General features: G+C 44.3%; 24 protein-coding genes. 5 read left to right on the top strand and 19 right to left on the bottom strand.

The annotated features are described in order from the left end of the window. Positions 1-61 precede the first annotated feature (61 nt). The 5 genes from RH85_RS15670 to RH85_RS15650 form a co-directional block, all read right to left on the bottom strand. On the bottom strand, positions 62-1,237 hold the full coding sequence (locus RH85_RS15670; RefSeq protein ID WP_006713676.1) for a UxaA family hydrolase: 1,176 nt from the start codon (positions 1,235-1,237) through the stop codon (positions 62-64). Beyond that, entirely contained in the window at positions 1,237-1,566 is a 330-nt protein-coding gene (locus RH85_RS15665) for a UxaA family hydrolase (protein WP_005595295.1), read from the bottom strand. The genes RH85_RS15670 and RH85_RS15665 overlap by 1 nt, the downstream gene beginning before the upstream one ends. A gap of 712 nt (positions 1,567-2,278) precedes the next feature. Next, entirely contained in the window at positions 2,279-3,529 is a 1,251-nt protein-coding gene (locus RH85_RS15660) for a BspA family leucine-rich repeat surface protein (RefSeq protein WP_006713675.1), read from the bottom strand. 210 nt (positions 3,530-3,739) lie between these two features. After that, positions 3,740-5,119: an amidohydrolase family protein gene (locus RH85_RS15655; protein ID WP_006713674.1), complete on the bottom strand. Its 1,380-nt coding sequence runs from the start codon at positions 5,117-5,119 to the stop codon at positions 3,740-3,742. Positions 5,120-5,121: 2 nt separating this feature from the next. Next, the gene (locus RH85_RS15650) at positions 5,122-6,453 is read right to left on the bottom strand and encodes a solute carrier family 23 protein (RefSeq protein WP_006713673.1); all 1,332 of its coding nucleotides are present in this window, start codon (positions 6,451-6,453) and stop codon (positions 5,122-5,124) included. Between the two features lie 452 nt (positions 6,454-6,905). On the opposite strand from RH85_RS15650, the gene RH85_RS15645 reads away from it, so the two are divergent. Both RH85_RS15645 and RH85_RS15640 read left to right on the top strand, forming a co-directional pair. Continuing rightward, positions 6,906-7,163 (top strand): HP1242/YdcH family protein, encoded by a 258-nt coding sequence (locus RH85_RS15645; RefSeq protein ID WP_006713671.1) that lies wholly within the window; start codon positions 6,906-6,908, stop codon positions 7,161-7,163. Between the two features lie 150 nt (positions 7,164-7,313). Further along, entirely contained in the window at positions 7,314-7,565 is a 252-nt protein-coding gene (locus RH85_RS15640) for a DUF2999 family protein (protein ID WP_005595278.1), read from the top strand. Positions 7,566-7,711: 146 nt separating this feature from the next. On the opposite strand, the gene RH85_RS15635 is transcribed toward RH85_RS15640, so the two are convergent. Both RH85_RS15635 and RH85_RS15630 read right to left on the bottom strand, forming a co-directional pair. Then, positions 7,712-8,245, bottom strand: a complete 534-nt coding sequence (locus tag RH85_RS15635) for a hypothetical protein (RefSeq protein WP_006713670.1) — start codon at positions 8,243-8,245, stop codon at positions 7,712-7,714. Positions 8,246-8,448: 203 nt separating this feature from the next. Beyond that, the gene (locus tag RH85_RS15630; protein ID WP_241210407.1) at positions 8,449-8,886 is read right to left on the bottom strand and encodes a hypothetical protein; all 438 of its coding nucleotides are present in this window, start codon (positions 8,884-8,886) and stop codon (positions 8,449-8,451) included. A gap of 226 nt (positions 8,887-9,112) precedes the next feature. On the opposite strand from RH85_RS15630, the gene RH85_RS15625 reads away from it, so the two are divergent. Beyond that, positions 9,113-10,078 (top strand): questin oxidase family protein, encoded by a 966-nt coding sequence (locus RH85_RS15625; RefSeq protein ID WP_006713668.1) that lies wholly within the window; start codon positions 9,113-9,115, stop codon positions 10,076-10,078. A 141-nt stretch (positions 10,079-10,219) separates the two neighbouring features. Here the strand turns inward: RH85_RS15625 and RH85_RS15620 are convergent, their stop codons facing one another. From RH85_RS15620 to RH85_RS15605, 4 genes are all read right to left on the bottom strand, one after another. Continuing rightward, positions 10,220-10,678: a ribosomal maturation YjgA family protein gene (locus RH85_RS15620; protein WP_006713667.1), complete on the bottom strand. Its 459-nt coding sequence runs from the start codon at positions 10,676-10,678 to the stop codon at positions 10,220-10,222. Then, on the bottom strand, positions 10,668-12,062 hold the full coding sequence (gene creD, locus RH85_RS15615) for a cell envelope integrity protein CreD (protein ID WP_006713666.1): 1,395 nt from the start codon (positions 12,060-12,062) through the stop codon (positions 10,668-10,670). The genes RH85_RS15620 and creD overlap by 11 nt, the downstream gene beginning before the upstream one ends. 106 nt (positions 12,063-12,168) lie before the next feature. Then, entirely contained in the window at positions 12,169-13,611 is a 1,443-nt protein-coding gene (gene creC / locus RH85_RS15610; protein ID WP_039949164.1) for a two-component system sensor histidine kinase CreC, read from the bottom strand. Further along, on the bottom strand, positions 13,608-14,342 hold the full coding sequence (locus RH85_RS15605) for a response regulator (protein ID WP_006713664.1): 735 nt from the start codon (positions 14,340-14,342) through the stop codon (positions 13,608-13,610). The genes creC and RH85_RS15605 overlap by 4 nt, the downstream gene beginning before the upstream one ends. Positions 14,343-14,737: 395 nt before the next feature. On the opposite strand from RH85_RS15605, the gene RH85_RS15600 reads away from it, so the two are divergent. Next, positions 14,738-15,664: a DMT family transporter gene (locus tag RH85_RS15600; RefSeq protein ID WP_039949163.1), complete on the top strand. Its 927-nt coding sequence runs from the start codon at positions 14,738-14,740 to the stop codon at positions 15,662-15,664. A 27-nt stretch (positions 15,665-15,691) separates the two neighbouring features. Here the strand turns inward: RH85_RS15600 and RH85_RS15595 are convergent, their stop codons facing one another. From RH85_RS15595 to RH85_RS15570, 6 genes are all read right to left on the bottom strand, one after another. Then, entirely contained in the window at positions 15,692-16,099 is a 408-nt protein-coding gene (locus tag RH85_RS15595; protein WP_006713662.1) for a hypothetical protein, read from the bottom strand. Between the two features lie 107 nt (positions 16,100-16,206). Continuing rightward, the gene (locus RH85_RS15590) at positions 16,207-16,665 is read right to left on the bottom strand and encodes a hypothetical protein (RefSeq protein ID WP_050799204.1); all 459 of its coding nucleotides are present in this window, start codon (positions 16,663-16,665) and stop codon (positions 16,207-16,209) included. Positions 16,666-16,705: 40 nt separating this feature from the next. Then, entirely contained in the window at positions 16,706-17,209 is a 504-nt protein-coding gene (locus RH85_RS15585) for a DUF3592 domain-containing protein (protein WP_006713660.1), read from the bottom strand. Beyond that, the gene (locus RH85_RS15580; RefSeq protein ID WP_006713659.1) at positions 17,206-17,637 is read right to left on the bottom strand and encodes a hypothetical protein; all 432 of its coding nucleotides are present in this window, start codon (positions 17,635-17,637) and stop codon (positions 17,206-17,208) included. Before RH85_RS15580 ends, RH85_RS15585 begins: the two co-directional genes overlap by 4 nt. 43 nt (positions 17,638-17,680) lie before the next feature. Then, positions 17,681-18,160 carry a hypothetical protein gene (locus RH85_RS15575; RefSeq protein WP_006713658.1) on the bottom strand — a complete coding sequence of 160 codons (480 nt, stop codon included), beginning with the start codon at positions 18,158-18,160 and terminating at the stop codon, positions 17,681-17,683. 357 nt (positions 18,161-18,517) lie between these two features. Further along, positions 18,518-19,246, bottom strand: coding sequence for a nucleoside phosphorylase (locus tag RH85_RS15570; RefSeq protein WP_006713657.1), 729 nt, complete (start codon positions 19,244-19,246; stop codon positions 18,518-18,520). 333 nt (positions 19,247-19,579) lie between these two features. Here RH85_RS15570 and RH85_RS15565 point away from each other — a divergent pair, with 333 nt between their 5' ends. Beyond that, positions 19,580-20,260, top strand: a complete 681-nt coding sequence (locus tag RH85_RS15565; protein WP_006713656.1) for a Crp/Fnr family transcriptional regulator — start codon at positions 19,580-19,582, stop codon at positions 20,258-20,260. A gap of 76 nt (positions 20,261-20,336) precedes the next feature. Here the strand turns inward: RH85_RS15565 and RH85_RS15560 are convergent, their stop codons facing one another. After that, positions 20,337-21,542, bottom strand: a complete 1,206-nt coding sequence (locus tag RH85_RS15560) for a NupC/NupG family nucleoside CNT transporter (RefSeq protein ID WP_006713655.1) — start codon at positions 21,540-21,542, stop codon at positions 20,337-20,339. A gap of 6 nt (positions 21,543-21,548) precedes the next feature. Beyond that, on the bottom strand, positions 21,549-22,091 hold the full coding sequence (locus RH85_RS15555; RefSeq protein WP_006713654.1) for an NAD(P)H-dependent oxidoreductase: 543 nt from the start codon (positions 22,089-22,091) through the stop codon (positions 21,549-21,551). Positions 22,092-22,573 lie beyond the last annotated feature (482 nt).

The raw sequence follows: 22,573 nt of genomic DNA, 5'->3' as shown, positions 1-22,573 counted from the left end.
GTAACGCAAAGAGGTAGGATTCAGTATTTACTTGGGCAACAATTATTATTTTTGGTAAATATTATTGTGGGCAAATACCGATAACGTGTTCTAAACGTTGATCTTTTTGGTACAGAGAAGCATAAGCATAACCAACACCTTCTAGGTTGGTCGGCTCACCGCTTGCAACATCAAACACGCGAGCAATGATCTGGTCAGAGACATTGTCGATAGTGTCTGTTGCATCCATAATTCCGCAAGCGTTGATATCCATATCAGCCGTAATAAGAGAGCTGTTACCAGACACTCGAATTACTGGAACGATTGAGTTGTTAAAGCCTGCAGCACCTGCAGTCCATAGAATAAGTTGGCAACCAAGTGAGGCAAAGTGCATTGCTGCACCACCGCACAACATTGTGGTTTCAGTTAAGTAAAAACCTGGCGTGGTTGGTTTCTCACGGTGAACATGGCTAATGCGCAGACAGTCTTGAATTGGACGAGTACCTGTCTTGTGCATTGCACCTTGAGATTTTTCATCAATCGTTGTTAAACCGCCCACACTGTTACCGATAGACATGGTTTCTGTGCCTTCGATTACGTGCCAGCGTTTCAAGTCTTCCGCGATCAGACGTTCAATTTTTTCACCCACTTCCGGTGTCACTGAACGTTCTTTTAAGATCTCTTCACAGCCTAATAGCTCAAGCAATTCGCCCGCCATGGTAGTTGCGCCCATGTCGATTAGCTTGTCTGATGCCGCGCCCACTGATGGGTTAGAAGCAAGGCCACTTGAAGTATCAGAACCACCACACTTGATACCGATGCGTAATGCAGATACCGGAGCATCAACACGCTCTACACTATCCGCGTATGCTTTTAGCTCTTTTGCTAGATCAACACCATCTTTAATTGTTTCGATGGTACCTTTGTTTTTGATTACGGTAAGCGCGTGAACAGGTAAACCTTCTTTGCGCACTGGTTCGGCAATCATTTGTGGGTCAATTGAGCCACAACCCATCGCGATAACAAGTACGCCTGCAATGTTCGGGTTAGTCGCAGTATGGATGATAGTATCGATCATCTCTTCATTGCCGCCGTACATACAGGTGTAGTGGTTAGTCACAACAACTGAATCTTCAATTTCTTTACTGATGTTACGCGCAATGCCTTCACAACATTCATCAATCGCAACAATCATCACGCTGTTACGAATACCAAATGTGCCGTTTGGACGTGGGTAGCCTTTAAATGTGGTCGTCATTATTGCTCAATCCCCATTTGTTTAATGATTTCTTCGATGATCGCTTCTGGAATGTCTAAACGCTCACTGCGAACGTTTTGCACATGAACAAGTTGACCCAATGGAATTTCAACAATCGACTTACCGATTGAGTGACCGCATTTCAAAATATGTTCACCGTTCGCCACGTCGCAAAGCGCGATCTTATTGCCGAAGGTAATTTTCTGCAGAGCATTCACTTCTGCGATCACTTCATTGTCCGCGGAAATAATTTCTACTAATTCGTTTTTTTCCACGTCACCCAGTAGCGTCGCTACGTTGTCTGTAGGAGAAAGTTTTATTGCTTTCATTGTTATATTCTCTGTTTTGCGATTAACAGTTAACTATCTATTGTTCGACAATCGGCAGTATACAGATCAACAAAAGACAAAATATGACAAAAGTCACAAAATGATGTAATAACTTTCAATATATAAAAATGTGACGTTTCAAATTGATATTAATCGGGTAGGAACAAACGAAAATAAACACGTAAAAAATTGAATTTAAAACACAAAAAAACAATACTCGTAGCCGAAACATTCGTTCAAAAACACCATAGACTGGGCACAAGATCACCTATTCAAGGCTATTTCCACCGCCCGACGCACCAACAAGTATTCAGCAAAACAATCGATTTTGTTTCAACAGCTCACCAAACAAGCCACACAAACTAACAACAGCTCAAATTTTGCTACCAACCAAAACATAGCCAAATGAGCATAAATCGATGAGATAAATAGAACCGAACTGGTCTTTAAAAGAGGATTATTTTCAGCGGCGGGACGGTGTTAAACCGGATGGAGTTGAGACAAGTTGCGGTTAAAAACGGTCGCAGTAGAAATAAAGAAATCGCAAAAAACTGCGTCATTGAGCCACGCATTCTCTAGGCCAGACAGCGACATGATCAACAAGAGGCGCAACAGACAAATTAAACAAAAAAAGAGACAAACCGACGTTTGCCTCTTTTTGATTTCATGTGACGATTTTCATTCATCTAGCGACCGATTCGCTCGCCAACGATCACTTTAGTAGTTTATTGCCAAATAGCTCTTTGGGATAAAGCGCAAGGCTACTGCGAGCAATTCCCCACGCACTCAGATCTTGATTGAAAGCTTCTGCTCCTGCGAACATCGAGAGATAGTAAGCATCGGGATTAATCTTCCACTGGCTAATATCTTGATTGAAAGCCTTGGTATCACTAAACATAAAGTCCATTTCAGTCACTTGGGATACATCCCATTGACTGATGTCTTGATCAAACGCTTGCGTGCTGCGGAACATAAAGCTCATGTTTTTTACGTTGGAAATATCCCACTGACCAATCGGCTGGTTGAATGCGGCAGCTTCCCAAAACATATATTTCATGTCGACCACTTTGGATGTATCCCACTCCCCTATTGGTTGATTGAAAATGGGGTTTTCCATAAACATCGCATTCATATCGACAACATTTGCAGTATCCCATTGGTCAATATTTTGGTTAAAACGTAATGCGCCATCAAACATGGAATCCATTTTAGTCACCTTGGAGGTATCCCACTCACCTATAGGTTGGTCAAATTGCTTTGTTTGGGAGAACATCCCTGAAAGAAATTGCACGCGAGACGTATTCCAATTACCAATGGGCTGATTAAATGCCGCAGCAGAGTCGAACATGTAGCTCATGTCGGTCACATTTTGCGTGTCCCAAGTACTAATGTTTTGGTTGAATGTGCGAGTATCGGAAAACATGACGGCCATGTTCTGTACTTGAGACGTATTCCAGCGACTAATGTCTTGATTGAATGAGGTATCTGAAAACATGCCGCTCATATCGGTCACTTGTGCCGTATTCCAGTCACCAATAGGTTGGTTAAAGGCAGATCGAGTGAACATACTTGTCATGTTTTTAACCTTGCTTACGTCCCACAAACCAATGGGTTGGTTAAAGGCATGGGCAAAGTGAAACATCCATCCCATATCGGTCACCTGCGACGTATCCCAATCACCAATGTTTTGGTTGAAGGTCTTATTGGTAAAGAACAATTCCTGCATGTTCGTCACATGACTTGTACAGTATTTCAGCGTACCCGCAGCTAACTGAGCGAGGTTAGACGGTTCTCGAACGCTAACATCATCGACCACAAGATAACGACTTCCTGCTACTTCGAGGTAACTCCCCACCGCTTGTTCATGACAGGTAACCGTTGATGGTGGTGGTACTTTTTCACCAAAACAACCCGATAATAAGAGAGACGAAGCGAGAAACGTGATCTTGTATCTATGATTCATGAGCGTTTTATAATCCATTTTAACAGTAACTTAGCGATGCAGATTTTATACTGCTCTTGCTTGGATATTCTATGGGCTCTATCGCAACATAGGCATCAACATGAGTAAAATGTTTGCTTTTAGCTCGAACTTGGCAACGTAAACATTGTGCAAAAAAATAGACAAGCCATGACTTGTCTATTTTTTACTTCCTATCACTATCAGCACTGGCTAAATAACGCGTTTACCCTGTACCCAAACTTGTTGGATGTTTTCTTTTTGCGCTAAACAAACCATCTTTTCTAAGATGTCACGTGGTGTATCAAATTCTGGCCAAATACGTAAATTGCCAATCAATGGGCTTGCTTCAAGCACCAGGGCATCAAAATGATGCTTAGCACTTAACACGCCCGTTCTAGCATCGAGCACTTGAGCACCACCTGCGGTTGCCATCCAAAACGCTTCTACAAAACTGATGCGGGCGTTAGCCGTTCCGCGCTCACCAGCCGCTACCGTCACGTCAACGCCTTCTTCACGTACTCGCGAGTGGGCAACCGCATCAAAGGCCGCTCGGAAAATTGAAGGTGATGGCGCTCCGGCAATATCACTACCCAAACCAATTTGTACTCCGCTATCCAGCAGCTCTCGGGTTTGCATTGCCGCATTAGCAAAGAACATATTGGAGAGTGGGCAGTGGCCAATCCCCGCGTTGAACTGCTTAATCAGCTCCACATCGTGCTCAGTTAAAAAGATAGAGTGTGCCAACACTGATTTGTTATTTAATAAGCCTGCATCCGCGTAGATCTGCACATCACTCTTACCATAATGCTGCAAAGCATAATCGCGTGCCCAATCGCTTTCAGAGCAATGAGTTTGCATGTGTAGATCGTATTTTTGCACTAAGGAGCCGAGCTTATTGAGCATTTCTGGTGTGCAGCTTGGCACAAAACGGGGCGTGATCACTGGGCTGACTAACCCGCTGTCGTTGCCTTGTAATGCAAAAACATTGCTAACGAACGCTTCGGTTTCGGCAAACGCTTGGGCAATATCATTTTCACGATAGAAATCTGGACACTGTTCAACGTTATCCATGTTGATCTTACCCACATAAGCACGTTGACCAAGATCCAAACAGGTTTGCGCCAACAGCTCAGTAGATTCGCGATGAATTGAAGCAAAATAAACCGCACTGGTTGTGCCGTTTGCCAGCAGCGTTTTCGTCACGTCTTGATAGATCGCTTGTGCGAACTCGACATCTTGATAGCGATTTTCTAATGGGAAAGTGTAATTTTGTAGCCAATCATAGAGAGGCAAGTCCAAACCTTTGCCCGCTTGTGGCCATTGCGGCGCGTGACAATGCAAATCCACTAAGCCCGGCATCAAGTACTGACCTTGGCGTAATGTTTGCAATTTTCCTTGCTCAGCTAATGCCGTCAGCAACGCTTGATAGTCTGGATGCTCCGGAGTAAAGGTGGCATCAATATCACCATCAAGATTAACCAAAATGAGGTAAGCACGGATGAACTCAAATTCACCTTTAATCGGCGTATGAAAAGTGTCACCGACGATCGCAAACTGGATATGATTCGTATTATAGATTGGGGTATTCATTGTTATGCCTCACTCTCAACGGGTGTTTCATTTGCAGCACGATCTTGAGGAAGAATAAAGTTAAGAATGACCGCCGCTAATGCGCCAATCGCAATACCTGAATTGACTAGGTAACCGACTAACTCTGGCAAGGCATAAACCAGTTCACGTGGCATTAAAACCGTACCCAGTGACAGCATAATCGGTAAGCCTACCACCAGCATATTACGCTCAGATAATTGAATATGTTGGATAACGCGGAAACCGTTCATCGCAATCACCACACAGATTACTGAGAAAATGCCTGAGATAACCGCGTGAGGAATCGATGCAATTAAGCTGGTGAGTTTTGGCATTAAGCCCAGCAACAATAGGATAAAACCACCGGCGATAATCGCGCGACGTGAGGCAACACCAGTTACGGCAATAATACCTGCATTAGTTGAGTAACCTGTCACTGGACTACCGCCAAGCAGCGAGCAAAGGAAATGACCAGCAGCTTCACCCGTTGCACCACGGTTAAGGCGCTCATCTTCAAGCTCGACACCCGTTACGGCGCTGACCGCGCACCACGTACCGGTTGTCTCAACCAAAACAATCATTGAGATAAATAGCATGGTCATGATCGCGACAGGATCAAAGGTCAGTTCACCAAATGGTAGCAAGCTTGGCAGTTGTACCCACGCAGCGGTTGTTACCGATGAGAAATCACTCATGCCATAGAAGGTCGCGGCAATCGTGCCGAGAATGATCGCGCCAAGTACCGATGTTAAACGCAGCCAATGCAGACGCTTATGCATACACCCAAGTAAAATAAAACTGCACAGAGAAACAATACTCACTAAGGCAATCACGATGTTTTGGCTGGCAGCTTCACCGGTGTAAATACCATTAAAAGCAACCGGTAGAAGTGAAATCCCCACCACGATGATGACCGTGCCACCAACAATAGGTGGTACAAACTTACGTACAAGTTTACTAAATATATTCAGTGGTTTGCCCAATAGAGCGACGAAAATTGCCACCGGAATCAATGCGCCATATACCGCACCCATTCCCATCGTTTTGCCAATAGCTGCGACGGCTCCAATAGGAATGTAAGATGGCCCTTGCATCACTGGTAACTTCAATAAACAACGCGATTGAATAATGGTCGCAAGACCCGCCACGACAAACGTCATCTGAATCAAAGAGGAAGTATCTGCCACGGTTAACGATAGCAAACTCGCGAGGATAATCGGCACAATATATAGATCCATCGCCAATACGTGCTGAGCACCTAAAGAAAGCGAGCGTGGGATCGAGATTTTTTCATCAATGTTCGTGGTTGAGTGATTAGCTTGGTGAGTATTCATAGTAACTTGAGTACTTAGCGACTGGTAACTTTTAATAAACAAAGTTATCAACGGCAAATTTAGGTTGTACAAAGCCTGCATGCGCTAATAAGCGACGCAAACCGTGGATTCGTGTTTCTAATTGTGGTGTTTCTGGTTTTGGCGTTTCAAAAAATTGAATCGATGGGATGCAAATGAAGAGAAAAGTGTTATCAGCATCACCATTTTTGATGTGCGGCTGATTCTAACTCAATACGCACGCCGCGCAAACGTTTGCTCGATTGAATATTTTTATCGTAACAGAAGAAAAAACGCATCTATACGTCAACGCGCGCTCTCTTTACCGTGTGGAATCATTCACAAATAGACCTTCCCTAAATCCACAGTGCGCTAATCAGTTTGGGTTTTATGCCACAGTTCTTTGCTGAGATAGCTTCTATACTGAGGAAAATCATGCAGAAAAGAGAATGCCGATGCTAAATGAAAACCATGCTTTTATCTTAGATTTTCCTGAGCTTAAGTTAGATATTGTCCAGCTCAATCATGATGACCCAAAATTCAAAGCCGATCTCCAGCAATACCACGTATTGGATTACGATATCCGTCAATTAGAAATCTCAGACAGCCCGATAGATGACCAAAACATGCAAGCACTGAAACTGCAGCGCGTCGAGCTAAAAGATATGCTTTTTAAACAACTCACTCAGCATCACCAGCAAGCCAACCAATAAATCCCAGCCACCACACTTAACTCTTCGTGAGCCTGCCATCTTGGCTGGCTCATAACACTCGAAGCGTAACCCAGCACTAAAATCTAGCTACCCCCTAGCGGCAAATGCTAAACTGCAATTTGAATTAATGTGGTATGAATAGGAAACGTAATGAACCCAATTATTGCATTGTTGAAAGAGAACAATATTAGCGATCAACAAATCGGTGAGATTTTTCAAACACTGACTCAAAATCCTCTAGCAGCAATGGCAACCATCAGCCAATTAGGCTTGCCACAAGACAAACTGCAATTATTGATGGGCCAGGTCATGCAAAACCCTGCGTTGATTAAAGAAGCGGTGCTTGAGCTAGGCTTAGACTTTGCTAAAGTAGAAGCAGCAAAAGAGCAGTTGAACAAGTAAGACAAGTAGCAAGCTATTGTGATGTTTGAAGAAAATTAATCAGACTGGACAAGCTTGAAAATCAATAAGACCGTCATATTCCAATAATAGATATAACGGTCTTAATAAACGGTATCAACTCAATAAATGATGACAGCTTAATCCGATTATTCTAATCCAAGGTTTAGCTTATTCGTCACCCCTTTTTGAATGTCGACAAACCCCGTTGCAATCAATTTATCCTGCTTAGATTGAGCTTTCAGATAGTACTTTCCACTGTTAAGTACCACGACAAGATCACGGTGCATTGTTACCGCCTGACGAACAAGGAATCCTTCGCTCGTAACCGGAAATAAGTAAACGGTTGCCGCCATTTTACCATTGCTGTCTTTATGCACTATATTGCCAAACGCCGCTTCGGTTAAACCACTAGGATTTTTTGCCGTAGTAATCGAAACATCACCAAAATCAGGCTCATGAACCGTCGCTTGAGTAATATAGAATTTTTCTTTACCACCATTAGTACTACGCGTATCCGTGACTTGACTATTTGTCGTACTACCACCTGTACCTGTGTTAATAACCGAGCCAATTGCGCTATCGGTAATATCTTTGAGAATTCGCGATTGATCGCTAGATGTACATGCGCTAAGTGACAAAACACAAAGACTAATGACGGTGATTTTTCCTAAAGCAGCCATTCTCACTGTTACCTTTTATGGGTGAATTTTGCACAATATAGCGAGATGATAAAATATATCATCTTTAAAAAAGTCCAACCCATCTAGATTGTGACCAATAACCACCAATCAACGGACCAACGAAATAGATGCAACGAACATCCCAACTATGAGACAGAAAGAGAGTCATGATAATTAGCAACTTTGGCATTATCTATAAAACACTATTTCATTTCAGCTAAGAATATAAAGCGATCTTGCTCTGCGATAAGATTTTTAAACGCTTGGGAGTGATATACCTGAAAACAACCATAACTTTTTGAACGCTGACCATTTTTCATTACGCCAACCAAGCGTTCAGATTGCTGAATCATAAAGTTCGCGGCTTCTACATAGGGATCACTGAGCGTTTCAAATGTATGCTGATCTTGAACAATCCTGTATTTACCTTTACCCATGAAAGAGTGCGCACGTTTCATACCTGCGAGATCTCGCGCTAACGGATTCTGCGGATCAATCGCAATAAGGCAAGACGCCAAAGCGTAGTCTTTCAATGTACTCCTCGCCTCTCGTATTGATTGATCAACGCTTCCTGTCGCAGCCGCACAGCCCGTCAATAACCCTAACATCGTCAACGAAACAACGATCGCTCTCTTCTTCATACTCTATTCAAATCCTGTTTCGTTCTTAGCCCAAGCCATGAGGTGTTGCTGTTAGGCGACAAGCTAAATTAAGTAAACAGTGCTAGCAACCAAATAACCTAGTAAGTCGGGCGCATTTCAAATACGATCCAATTCCAAGTTAACCATTAAGTGCTTGACCTAAACTTAACCTGAGGTTTTAGACTCAATTTCATCAGGATAGATAACATATTATTAAGGATGATAAATGCTAAAACAACGACTTGAACAAGCGCAAATCTATGGGATAGAAACCGGTGTCTCTGGTAATACGAATCACCTACCCATGGCATTAATTGCACTGAGTAAACTCGGGGCTCGCGACTCTCAATTGGCCTCTTTCTATGCCGATTATCGCGACGGCTTAATACCACTTGAAGAGCATGAGCTGACCAGCGGGTTTGAATGGCGTCTGAATCTGGGTGACCATGATGCATTCAATGATTACTTGTCCTACTTTAAGGCACAAATATCGGATCACGGCATCTCCGCCGTCACAAAAGAACATATCGATACCTTGATCCAAGGGTGTGGTTCTTCAGCTTTTCATGCCATGATCCGTTTAAGCTATGGCTTACAAGAAAGCAATAGCACTGAAGTGGCGTTTGGTTTGGCGCACATGGCCGCCCATTACCTGCCGATTAACCATCCAGTTAACAGTGATCTCACTGCCGCTCATATTATCGACAATGCGCTAAGTGAATTTACTGATTCTTCAGTGACAGCGAACTCAATCACCCAACGTATGCGTGCAGTAATCCAAGATGATCGTTTTAGCGCAATAAATCAATTCCCTAGGGAAGCTGCGCTGTCACAATTTAGCCAACTCTTTGCTGAACTCTATTTGCACACCCGTGATTTTACTGTGTTACACGCGGTGACCAGTTGCCATGCGATGCAACTGATCTTGCCCTATTGTGAAAATTCACAACAAGCATTGCAATACTACTGGTCTGCAGTTTTAGCCGCCGTGCTATCGGTTGAACAACTAACCTATCAAACGCAAGTGTCATATACAGACTGCCCACTAGATCAATTGGACTTGGAAACAATCCGCCAAAGTTCAGATACCCATGTCATCAAACTCACTTGGAGCTGTATTGCACAATACCAAGCATATGGACATGACGCACACTTACATATCATCAATCAACTACTCAGTGATGCATCATAAACTCCATAACCGCACTTAATTTCGTGTTGGTTTTCACTCTGGTGGCTAAGGGTAGCGTTAGATTTCTGTTTCGCCGCCCATTGAGCCGCCTTTTCCAACAAGCCTGCACGCACTCTTTTTCGACAAATACTCTGTGGCTTGTTAATACTCATTGTTGATGCCCTGTTCTCGACTTACTAGCCAACACATGATTGCCCCGGCCGAATAGGCCAGTAGATCTAACCAATCAAACGTCGCGCCCAAGATGATACTTAACGGTGAGCCCGGCTCTAATCCCAATAACGCGGGCACTTTCAAGTACTGAGCGAACTCCACCATATAAGCAATCATCACCGTCACCAATACAAGCCAGCGCGCAGGAAAATCGACCACGCTACGGATCGTGTAGTAAAGCCACACCACCACTAACACATCACCTAAGGTTGGCCGGATAAACGTGTCATCAACAAACAATGCAATATTGACCAACACCACTAACCAACAAAGAGCGATCACGGCATAGCGTAGAGAAAAACGTAGATGGCGACATAACAACGTATAGATCCTCTGGCTTGCTTTAACCTCGCATGCCATCACCATATTATTCAACTTAGATTTCATCACTGTTGTTCTCTGTTTGGCTCGCAGTGTTAGTCGAGCGATCCGTCGTTGCATCGAGCGTTTGATTCGTGTCGGGTAACGCTCGTTGGCTACGCGCATACCAATCGACATTTCTCGTCAGAACCATCACCAAACTAAGAATTGCAAAGCACAGCAGTGTCCCCATCAACAAGGCGTAGCTTTCTGCTTGCAGTAGACCAAATAACAAACCATACAGCAGTAACAAACTTGCGCCGAACACCATGCCATTTTTGCTGTTTTTCAACATTCCTCCGACATAGACACTTAATAAAGCAGTAGAGGCGAGCGCTGAAATTACGTACGCAAAATTGAACCCTGTATGCTCACTAAGAGAAATCAACAACAAATAAAACAGCGCTAGAGCTAGCCCAACAAAGCCATATTGAATAGGGTGCATCATACGTGCTTGGAAGATTTCAAGCAGAAAGAAACTCGCGAAGACCAAGGTAATTACCAATAGTGAATAGTTCACTGCACGGTGAGATTTTAGGTAGTGATCCACCGGATCGATCAAATCGACCCCCATTTGACGGCGCTCAAGTTCATAGCATGCTGAAGAATCGGCCATACAACGTTGGAACAATTGAGTAATGTTGGACGAGAAATTATTACTTGCCCATTGCGCTGAAAAACCCGCTTCTGAAATATCCGAAGCGATAGGTAAATAATCACCACTAAAACTTGGATGTGGCCATTCCGAAGCCAGCTCTACCGTCGTGTTCTTACCAATCGGTGTCACTTGCAGTTGCCCCATGCCTTGCAATAAAAATTTGAAATCAAATGCGAGCGGCTGAGTGAGGTCTAGGTGAGTAAAATTCAACCGAGTATGGAAGCCTTGAGTGAATTGATTGATGTCCGTTCCTGGGGTCACAGTGATTGGCTGCTCACCAATCGTCATTTGATTCAATTTGAGTAATCCTCGACTATCATGAATAGCCACCACCACGCTGATCGATTTAACGTTACCACTGTGTAAGTGGCGTAGTGGTCTCAAATCAAACTGACCTTTGAGTTGTGTGTCCGCCTTGTATAAACGCGCCTGATAGATCCCGCGATGCTTGGCGAAGCTCTCGAGGTTAGCGTTCATATCAAACGTTTCAGGTAATAGATATGCTTCGCGCTCACTCAAATACGTTTTGCCCTCATGGCTATCCATCTCGGTATAATTAACATGAATAAAAGGGCCAACGATACGTTGTTCACCACTGCTGCTACGCGCAATTTCCCGACGCACATCTTGCTGACGATCAGAGCGTTCCGAAATGAGGTTACTCACCATCGAGACTGGAATTTGTAACAGGATGAACAAAAAAACAACAAACGCGAATTTACTAACGATCTGATTATTGAGGATTTTTTTCACGAGACACTCTCCTAAATTGATGTTTTCATACTAAAACATCAATTTGGAGAATAAATGGAGCTAATATGGAGATTTAATGGAGTTGATGTTCAATTAGTGACCAGACTTATTGTACTAAGAGAGCAATGGTCACCTTCACGCCCCCGTCTACATTTTCTATTTTCAACTTAGCATTGTGCAATTTCGCTACTTGTTCGACGAAATTAAGCCCCAACCCCGTACTCTTTACCCCATTGGCACGAGGGAGAGAATAGAAACGTTCCGTTAGACGCGTCATCGCGTAATCGGGTATCCGTGGGCCACTATTGTATATCGATATCAACACACCACTGTTTTGTGGCGTAACCTGCCATTTGATCTCACCATCTTGCTCAACAAAATCAAGAGCGTTATCCATCAAATTATACAGTGCTTGCTGAAATAAAAAGTGATCACCATAAATCTCTATTTCTGCCGGTATTTCAATGTGACTTTGTACTGATTTAGCGCTTAACCGTGCATCTGATGCTTGGAGGATCTCATTGAGAGTTGAACCTAAATGAATACGCTCTTTTTCTTCCAACTGCGGTCTTTTTTCTAATCGGGCCAACTCCAACAATTTATCGATCAATGACTGCATTCGATCACTTTCTCGCTCAATATTGCTGGCAAAGCGTGTCGTTTTTTCTTGTGATAGTGGCATCTGTAAGATCTCACTAGCACCTTTGATCGCCGACAAAGGACTCTTTAATTCATGCGTGAGAGTTTGCACATATTGTTCTACGTATTGCTTTCCATCAAGTTGACGACGCATGTTCTCCAACGCGTCACTCAACGTGCCATATTCGTAGAATACACGGAATGTCGGCTTCACAACCTTCTCACCCTGCCCCATTTTTTGGGCATAGTTTTCCAATTGATTGAGTGCCGAATGAATGCGCCATGAGAACAGCGCACCCGCCACCAGCACCAAGCCACTCATCAATACCATCCAATACAACACATTGCGTTTAGAGAGGTCGATGAATGGTTGCACTGAGCGATTGGCTTTTGCCACCGTCACACTGCCGATGATCTCACCATTATGATAAATAGGCGCCGCGACGTGCATCACTGTCGATGACGGATCGTTAGGATTTTCAGTTGTGCTTCGAGCACCATATTGGCCACGTAGCGTTAAATAAACATCATTCCATTGTGAATAGTCTTTACCAACATCTTGCTGCCAAGAATCCGCAATCACGATACCTTGCTGATTGGTAATATAGATACGGTGATCAACCGCTTTTTTCCCCACCTCCCAATACTGTGACTCTGGATCACGCTGACCATAAGCCGCCTGTAGTCTTGCAAAGCGACTCTCTGAAATCTGGTTGTTGGCTACGTCCTCTTGTACAAATACCGCCAGTAAATTCGCCATATCCACCAATGTTTCCTCGGTTGTTTGACGTACTGTTGGTTTCAGTTCTTGAATCACTATGGTACTGACCATATAAGCGGTCATTCCTACCAGCAAAAAATAGAGGGAAAAAAGTCTCAAACCGAGAGGAATTTTCGGCCAACGAATCATAGTTCACCCTTAGCTGAATAAAAGTAACCAAAGCCACGTTTGGTCCCAATTCGCGCAGCCAGACCAAAAGGTTTCAGCTTATTGCGAATTGCCTTGATATGGGTATCAATATTGCGCTCATAGACCGCTTCAGCGGCCATATCGGCAGCGATCATCAACTGCTCACGGCTCAACACATGGCCTTTTAGCAAGATTAATTTATCGAGAATTTTAAACTCCACCGCCGTTAAGCCAAGGGACTGACCATTAAGCTGATAATCGAAGTTATGCGGCAACAATTCAGCCTCCATAGTAGGCTGGGGGGGTTGCAGATCCTTTTGAGCGTGATTGATGGCTTCCACACTCGCTTGAGAATAACTCGGCACTCGACGTTTAATACGCAACTTAACCCTTGCCACCATTTCTCGAGGGCTAAACGGCTTGGTGACGTAATCATCGGCGCCGATCTCTAGCCCAACAACGCGATCAATTTCATCATTTCGAGCAGTGAGAAAGATGATGGGAATGTCAGAAAAATCACGAATGGTTTTACACAATTCAAAGCCGTTTCCATCGGGTAATCCAACATCAAGCACCAATAAATCCGCCATGTTTGCCTGTAAAAAAGACAAACCTTCACCCGCTGTCGCGAACCATTGGGTTTGGTAGCCATCCATTTCCAAAACATGGATAAGGTTGTCCGCAATAGCAGGCTCATCTTCAATAATGACAACGGTTAATTTATCACTCAAGGTTTGACTCCAAACAGCTTACTGGTTCAATTGGGTTTATTGAGACGATGTCATCGGTTCTGTAACGCTAAATTACTTGAAAAAACATCATCCTAGATTCTGTGGCTATTATAGTTCCCAATACCAACCAGCTATAGCTTTTTTATCCCACGCTGGAGACACTTTAAAGAGCCTTTAACGCTTTATCTTTCCTGCCGTTCGTAAGAGTGTGCTTTTAAGCCTCAGCGTTCACGACCTAAACTGCCCTTACTAACTAACACTCAATGGCAAGAAATAAGTACCCCAATGGAATTTTTCCATATGCAGTGAAGGGCTCGAACGGCTTATGGGATGTTTTGCATTTAATCGCCTGGCTAGTATGGTAGTGATCATTAATCACACAGACTCAAGCGACTATGACAACTTCTATTAGCCACGCAATGAACGCAAAAGTATGGGCACTGCTCTTTTTACTTTCCATATTATGGGGAGGATCTTTCTTTTTTGTGGGTATTGCGGTTAATGAGCTGCCACCCTTAACCATCGTGACACTCAGGGTTGGTATTGCCGCTGTCGCGCTGTGGACGCTGGCTATTTTACTTGGCTTGCGTCCGCCCAATAGCTCGAAAATTTGGTTCTCATTCTTAGGAATGGGCCTATTAAACAACGTAATCCCATTTATGCTCATCGTCTGGGGACAAACTCAAATTGCCTCAGGACTCGCATCAATATTGAATGCCGCAACGCCCATATTCACCGTCGTGGTGGCAGGAATGTTATTACCGGATGAACGCCCTACCCCATTAAAGTTACTGGGGGTTGTTATCGGCTTTGTTGGCGTGGTGATAATGATTGGTTTGCCGGCCTTAGGTGGCGAAGGCAAATTGTTGGCCCAGTTGGCCATTGTTGCCGCGACCATTTCTTACGCGTTTGCCGGCGTGTATGGACGTAGATTCAAAACCCTCGGCGTGAGTCCGCTGATTACGGCTGCAGGACAAGTTACCGCTTCCACCCTGGTGCTCTTACCAATGGCATTGTTCATTGATGGTCCGCTGGAGGTAGAAGCAGTCCAAATCGATACTTGGCTAGCTATTTCAGGCCTAGCGATTATCTCCACCGCAGTGGCTTATGTGCTTTATTTCAAAATTCTTGAGTTAGCAGGAGCGACTAATTTGCTGCTGGTGACTTTACTTGTCCCGGTCTCTGCGGTGCTGTTAGGCTCAATGTTCCTCAATGAATCTTTGGGCCTGATTCATTTCCTCGGCATGACACTGATCGCGCTCGGGTTATCGGCTATTGATGGTCGTCTTTGGCATCGGCTCAAGTTACTCAAAACTGAGTAATCACGAGCCAATACTAACGGGGAGTCATTACTTTTTTTTACTCTGCTGAACCAATATTTCATGCCAAGCATTGTTACCGTCGCGCTTGGTCACATCATACTCTGAGCAGAATTGCGAGATCGTCATATTGTTGTCGCCAGTGGCCAGTTTCAACGCTAATTCAACTTGTTGAAGTTTGCTTTGTAAACGTAGGATTTGACCTGCGTTAGGGCTTTTTTCTTTGGCATACTTTAAAGCGGCGTGTTTACGCTCTGCGGCACCGGCACGACGATCTGCCTCACCCAATAGAAACCGAAGTTGAGCAACACTTTTTCCCTTTTTAAATGCCGGGCCGATAAGCTCAACGCACTCATCAAATGACGGAGATCCAAGGTAAGGATCAACTTTGTATGCTTGCTGGCGCATCCACTCTAGCGCTAATTCTTCATCTGACATAATGAAATCTTTACCAATAAAACAGCCCGTATACTATCGCTTAATAGTAAACGGCTGCAATAACAGTTTCAGCTACCGCAAGCGCTGCTCGATATTTAAACGGCGGGTTAGGCAGACTTCAACCAAGCCTCTTGCCGTTTCAATACCTGATAAAGCGCTGGAGAATCTTTGAACCATCGCAACTGATAGAACTGATTGTGGCGAAAACGAATCTTGATTGACGGCACGCCAAACCATTGAGTGAGGGAGACTGATTCAATCTCCTCAAGACTCTTTTTAAATGTATAACCAGATGAGAGTTGCTGAAACTCAAGATGCTTTTCATCGATCAGCAACACTTCACCTCGGTGTAGCGCCAAATCTGCACTTGCGCGTTTCTCAATGGCATTAAAAATCAGAAACAGGCCGGTGAACAATGTCAATCCAGACCATTGGCCAATCGCAGCAAGCCATGCCGGTTCTAAATAATGAATCGACACGCCCACACACAGCATTAAATAAGCCAGCCTCATACTGTACTTTATTCTCGCTTTTAGCCGCTCTTCATCACATTCAAATCGAATCATGATGCCCTACAACGCCATTTAAACCCATCGCAACTGGCATTCAACAATCCCAAAAATCTTTCGGTTTAACCCGCATAAAACGGTAAATCACATACAGCAGTATGAGCAAAACCAAGCCGAAAAATGATGGAAAAATCAACATAATCAGATTCTTTGTTGGTTTAAGCAAGGCAGTGCTATGACTCTCTGGGTTGTAATAGACATCGATCATCTCGCCTTTGGGGAACTCTGCGGCCAGTGCTTGCGCCTCTTCAAGAGAGTAATCAGGGATTATCCCAGTGATATCGTTCTTGTCCTTTTTATGGAACAGTTGATCGTCGACAGTATAAATATATTCAACGCCCACATTATAATATTCATGATCGCTGTGACTGCTGTGATATCGCTCCAACCATGTATCAATCACAACCCCTTTAGTCGTCGGCCACTCAAAAGAGGCGTTAAACTGAGTGAGCAGATAGAGTGGCACCGCAACCCCAAGACAACACATCACCAATACCATCCAAAGTACGCCAGGTACTTGTGAAAGCCTTGCGCCTATCATTGTGAGTGCGCCATTTTTTGCTCATTGTCTTTACGATAATGGCCATTGAACGACACATTCATACCACCACACTGCATGTTATCATCACTCACGATAAGCGCTTGTTGCGTAAAGGTAATGGTTATCCGGCATTCCTCAAGGTCATAGTACAAGCGATTATCCTGCTCCGGAAACTCGCCATAAATATCGCCAACATTAACACTGCCTGTTGATGCATCCATCACCCAAACGGCAGAGCCTGAGACCAAATACTCGCCGTTTTGCTGCTGAGTTATTTCTATATAGGCGCTATCACTATCCGGCTTATTGTCGATAAAACGTTGGTAATACCCATCAAAATTTGTCTTTTGCAGGGGTTCTGAGCTTTGATGCGCCCAAACGGGAGCCGAGGTCGCAACCATAACCAATACAATAAGAATCGATTTCATAACTTAATTCGCTCACTCAATCTAAGCGCGAGTGTTATCGTCGCTATTCGCCCTTGAGATGTAGATAAATTCGGTGGGTATTGTCAGCGTTATCCACGGTCGCCTTAATCACTTGGCTCGCCGCAACAGAGAAAAGTCCAGATAGGAAGATACCAAAACCCGGCAGCATAGCGCTAAACATGATCCCATAACTCCAGATGTACTGATCCATCGTTCTAACAGAGCCTGCCAGCATATTTTCGATGCCAACAATCATCATTAGCCAACCAATCACGGCGATGATTTTTCCGACCAGTAGCCCTGTTTTATATTTTGACTGATATTCTATCTGCGCTGTTGCCTTGGTTTTCTTTAACTGCTTAGCGCGTTGTAAAGCGTCGCTTGAGCTTTCAGCCTCTACTTGCTCCAAAATAACCTTGTAACCCTCTAGTTTGAGGGCATTTAGCTCATCCTCAGATGTCTCTTTATTCAGGTTTACGGCAATTTTAATATCTGATTTTTCGAGAATAGCGAAACAATTCATAACCAACCTCTATGTTTATTGGGACCACCTATAAACCGCCACTTATCGGTGATAGCCGGGCAAATGGTAAAGGCGAATCATGCTAGCCTTTTGGCAGATAAGCAACATAAATCAACTGGTTACATATCGATTCCATCACAGTCGTATGATTTCACCACTGTGCAGGTTGAATAAGGCGATGGCAAATAGATGCATCTAAGGGATCATTTCTCAGGGGCCATGTTTAAGAGGCAACGTCGAAGAGGCCAGGTCTAATAAGCTATGGCTAAGCTGCTATGCCTGAGGAACAAGGGCTCATAAACGCCATCACGAACGGCGTTTATAAGGTAGGGAGGAAGCGTGTTTGGGAAAGGAGCATTATTGAGCGATCAACGCTTCTAATGCCGCCAACGAAGCCAGTCTTTCACCTTGCATCATGCTTGCCGCTTCATTGACATATTGGTCAACCCCCTCTTTTACGTCTTGTTGATAAAGTACGACGTTATTTAAGATAGAAGCGACGTGCAGGCCGCGTAAGCGACCAACGACAAACAGTGCCGATGTTTCCATATCCGCACCAAGGATGCCTTTTTTATTCCAATATTGGCAAATTGACTCTTCATCATCGGTATAGAAACTGTCATGTGAGCGAACCGTGCCAAAATAATACGGTGTGGTTTGCTTGGCTAAGTACCCGTTTAACGCCGTTAACAATGAAAAGCTCGCATACGCAGGATATGCGGCACCTATGTAGGATTTTGATCCACCTTCGTCACGTACTGCGCCCTCGGCTACAATCAGCTCCCCCAATTGAATCCCTGTTTGCATCGCGCCAGCGGAACCAACACGGATGATATGAGTGACGCCGCATTGCTTAAGCTCTTCAACCGCAATGATCATCGAAGGTGCTCCGATACCTGTGCTACATACTGACACTGGAACACCTTTGTACTGACCCGTGAAGATGCGGTATTCGCGATTTTCCGACACCATTGCAGCCTCATCAAATAGACTCGCAATACGATTTGCGCGCTCTGGCTCGCCGCACACAATCATTAATGGCGCTACTTGGCTTTCATCGACACCAATATGGGGCTGTTTAAGCATGGGTTGTTCCTCTAATTCTTTTTAAGGCAAGGCGATGTAACCGCAAACGGTTGGCGAGGAAAAGTCGCCACCATTTCAACTAGAGTCATATCGAACTCCTGCCATAATGCGTTTAAACTACGCCGATATTAGGCGAGTTTTCGTTGCATACAGGAGGACTTTTGTCCTGCGCATCACCTTAAAATGATTGCAGTTGTAAGGCTTGGCTAAGATGTGTGATCGATATCAACTTAAGCAAAACCAGACTAATCCACGGGATGATCGGCGTCTTTGCTGCGCACCGCAGATAATTCAAAAGTAACAGCTTGGAATTAGAGTAATGAGAATAAAGCCATGAGAATAAAACCAGCCACAACGGGACGCTTTAAAGCCCTGCTAAATCAAAAGCGAGCCGATTTTCGTGATTGTATGTACCAATGTCAGGTAAGCAGCCGCTATTACAACGCTGGTGAAGCGATTTTGACTCAAGGTGAGCCACTGGATTATCTCTATATAGTACCAGCAGGAAAAGTTTCGATGAGCATTTTAGCGGCCAATGGACGCCGTTTTCAGCTTGGTGAAGCAAACTGTGATGATCATATCTTTGGTGAGATGGAGTTTTTTACCCAAACGCCATGCCAATGGAATGTGGTTGCTGATGAGCATATGCAAATTGACATCATCTGTATCAAAAAGCTCACTGAACAACTGCTTTTACAGCCTGAAATGTTGTTTTTCTTTGCCTCAGCCCTTGCCGATGACTACCAAGACTCACTCGACATTTACACCAACCGTCTATTACACCCGATTAGTTATAACATTGCCTATGATCTATTGATGCAACAGCAAACTAGTCCATCTTTTAATGGATTTGATAAGGTGAATCAAGAAGCGGAGCGTTTTGGTACTTCAGGACGAGTGTATCGCCGTGCCGTGAAAACGCTTATGGATAAAGATCTGATCCGTAAAGGAGAAGAAGGGTTGGAGATCGTCGACGAGCAAGCACTACGCGCATTCCTCGATACCTACGAATAAAAAAGATACCTACGAATAAAAAAACGCCACTCGAACAATACAAGTGGCGTTGGCGTTGCGATTACGACGCTATTGGTTACACAAACAAACCAACAATCGCTGCGTTCATTAGGTTAGCCAATGTCGCCGCAAGCAAAACTTTCATACCTAGCTGGCCAATTACGCCAGCTCGTTCTGGGATCATACTGCTCAATGCTCCACAAACCATGGCAACCGAGCCAATGTTTGCAAAACCACACAATGCGATGGTCATGATAGCGGTAGTGCGGTCACTCAGCTCAACAGCACCCATGCTGGCAAACGCAACAAATTCGTTTAACGCGATTTTCTGACCAAGGAATGCTCCTGCATCCATTGCCTCATTCCACGGCACACCAATTAGCCATGCTACCGGAGAAAACAACAGACCAAGGATCACATCTACCGTTAGGCCTGCAATGCCAAAAAAGTCACCGATTGCCCCCAGTCCGCCATTTAACATCGCCATCAAACCGATACATGAAATGATGACCGCACCGACAATCGCAGCGATAGAAATACCGGCCATTGCGCCTTTGGCAATCGCATCGATAAAACTGGTTGGTCGTTCATTGTCTGGCAACTCTGGTACTTCATCGATCGTCGTTTCCGTTTCAGGAATGATCAGTTTGGCAAACATCAAGCCTGCTGGCGCAGACATAAAGCACGCCATGATGAGGTAGTTCAAATCAACCCCCATGCCCGCCAAGCCAGCAAGGATTGAACCTGCGATAGAAGAAAGACCACCCACCATAATGGCGAAGATCTGTGCACGGGTTAGCACTCGATGATAAGGTTTAACCAACAACGGCGCTTCGGTTTGCCCCAGTACGATATTACCCGCCGCGTTCATAGATTCAGCACGAGAGGTACCCAACACACGTTGTAAACCACCGCCAATAATACGCACAAACCACTGCATAATACCCAAGTAGTAAAGCAAAGAAGTCAGTGACGCAGTAAAGATAATTTGTGGCAGCACTTGTAACGCCCAAACGAAACCAATGCCATCAACACTGAAGTTAACCAAGCTACCAAAAGCAAACTTGATCCCTTCCGCGCCATAGCTAAAAACATTCCCTACCGTATTTGAAACCGCAAGAAGAACGTCTGCACCAATATCGGTTGCCAATACAAAACCCGCCACCACAAAAATGATTGCAAACGCACCAACCACCGCACGCCAGCTAATTTTGCTTCTGTTTTCAGAGCAGACGAACCCTACGCCAAGAAGTACGGCGATACCAATTAATGATTGAAACATAATGATTTATCCGATGTGTGCGTTGACTAGATTGATGATTTTATTTGCGTGTTCATGAGCCAGTGCGATGGTTTGCTCTGCATCGCCTCCCTCTTCTGGAATCGCATTCATTTCAAACGTAACAACCGTGTCGAGAATGTGCATTTCCGCCGCTTTAAAAGCGTGTTCAAAAGCACGCTGGTATTGCTCAAGAGGCATAAAGTTAAAACCGCTTTCTGAATAAGACTGAGCGGTGGCACCCGCGGTGATTGAAAACAGCAATTTTTTGCCTTTGAGTTGGCTACCATCAGGGCCAAACGCAAAACCGTAAGTGAACACTTGATCAATCCACTCTTTCATTACTGATGGGAAAGTGCTCCAGTAAAGAGGAAATTGCACAATCACCAGATCTGCGGCTAACAAGCGCTGCTGCTCTGTAGCAATATCACCAGCAAAATCTGCCGTATGAGCAAGCTGCCAATCAGTATGCTGTGCAAACAATTTTAAAATTTCAGCATTGGCGAAAGATTTATCTAAATTAGGATGGCCATTGATAACGAGTACGTTCATTGGGTTCGCCTTTATTGATCGTGCTGCTATTTTCACACTTGTTTACGCATACAAGCGATAGCAGCCAAATCATTTTGTTGTATTAGTAATTCTGCGGCTAAGCATACCGCTGGGCCAATCATATCGAGAGGACAAAAGTCCTACCTGTTCAGTGTCCAGGTCAAATTTCTCAATTTGTTTCGTCACGCATTTTGTAGAACGATTTAAAGTGACTGCATCAATCCAAAATAGATGCACAAACAAGGCAGAAATTCGCAACGAGGGGGAGAGAATAGTGACATCATCAGCGCACACTCGCGACCGTCACTTCCTCAAGAAAAAAACAAAAAAACGCCATTGCATGGCGCCATAGATTAAGGGAACAAACACACCAAGTAATCGAGCTCTTCGCCACTGCGATTACTTGATCTATTCACGAGGGTTATTGCCCTAATACAATGCCTTCTCTTCGCGGATCAGCGCCACCAATCATCTTATCTGGC

It is taken from the genome of Vibrio ichthyoenteri ATCC 700023, from assembly GCF_000222605.1.
GTDB lineage: Bacteria > Pseudomonadota > Gammaproteobacteria > Enterobacterales > Vibrionaceae > Vibrio > Vibrio ichthyoenteri.
Note: the sequence above shows the minus strand (reverse complement) of the source record. Positions and strands in the feature narration are given on the sequence as shown.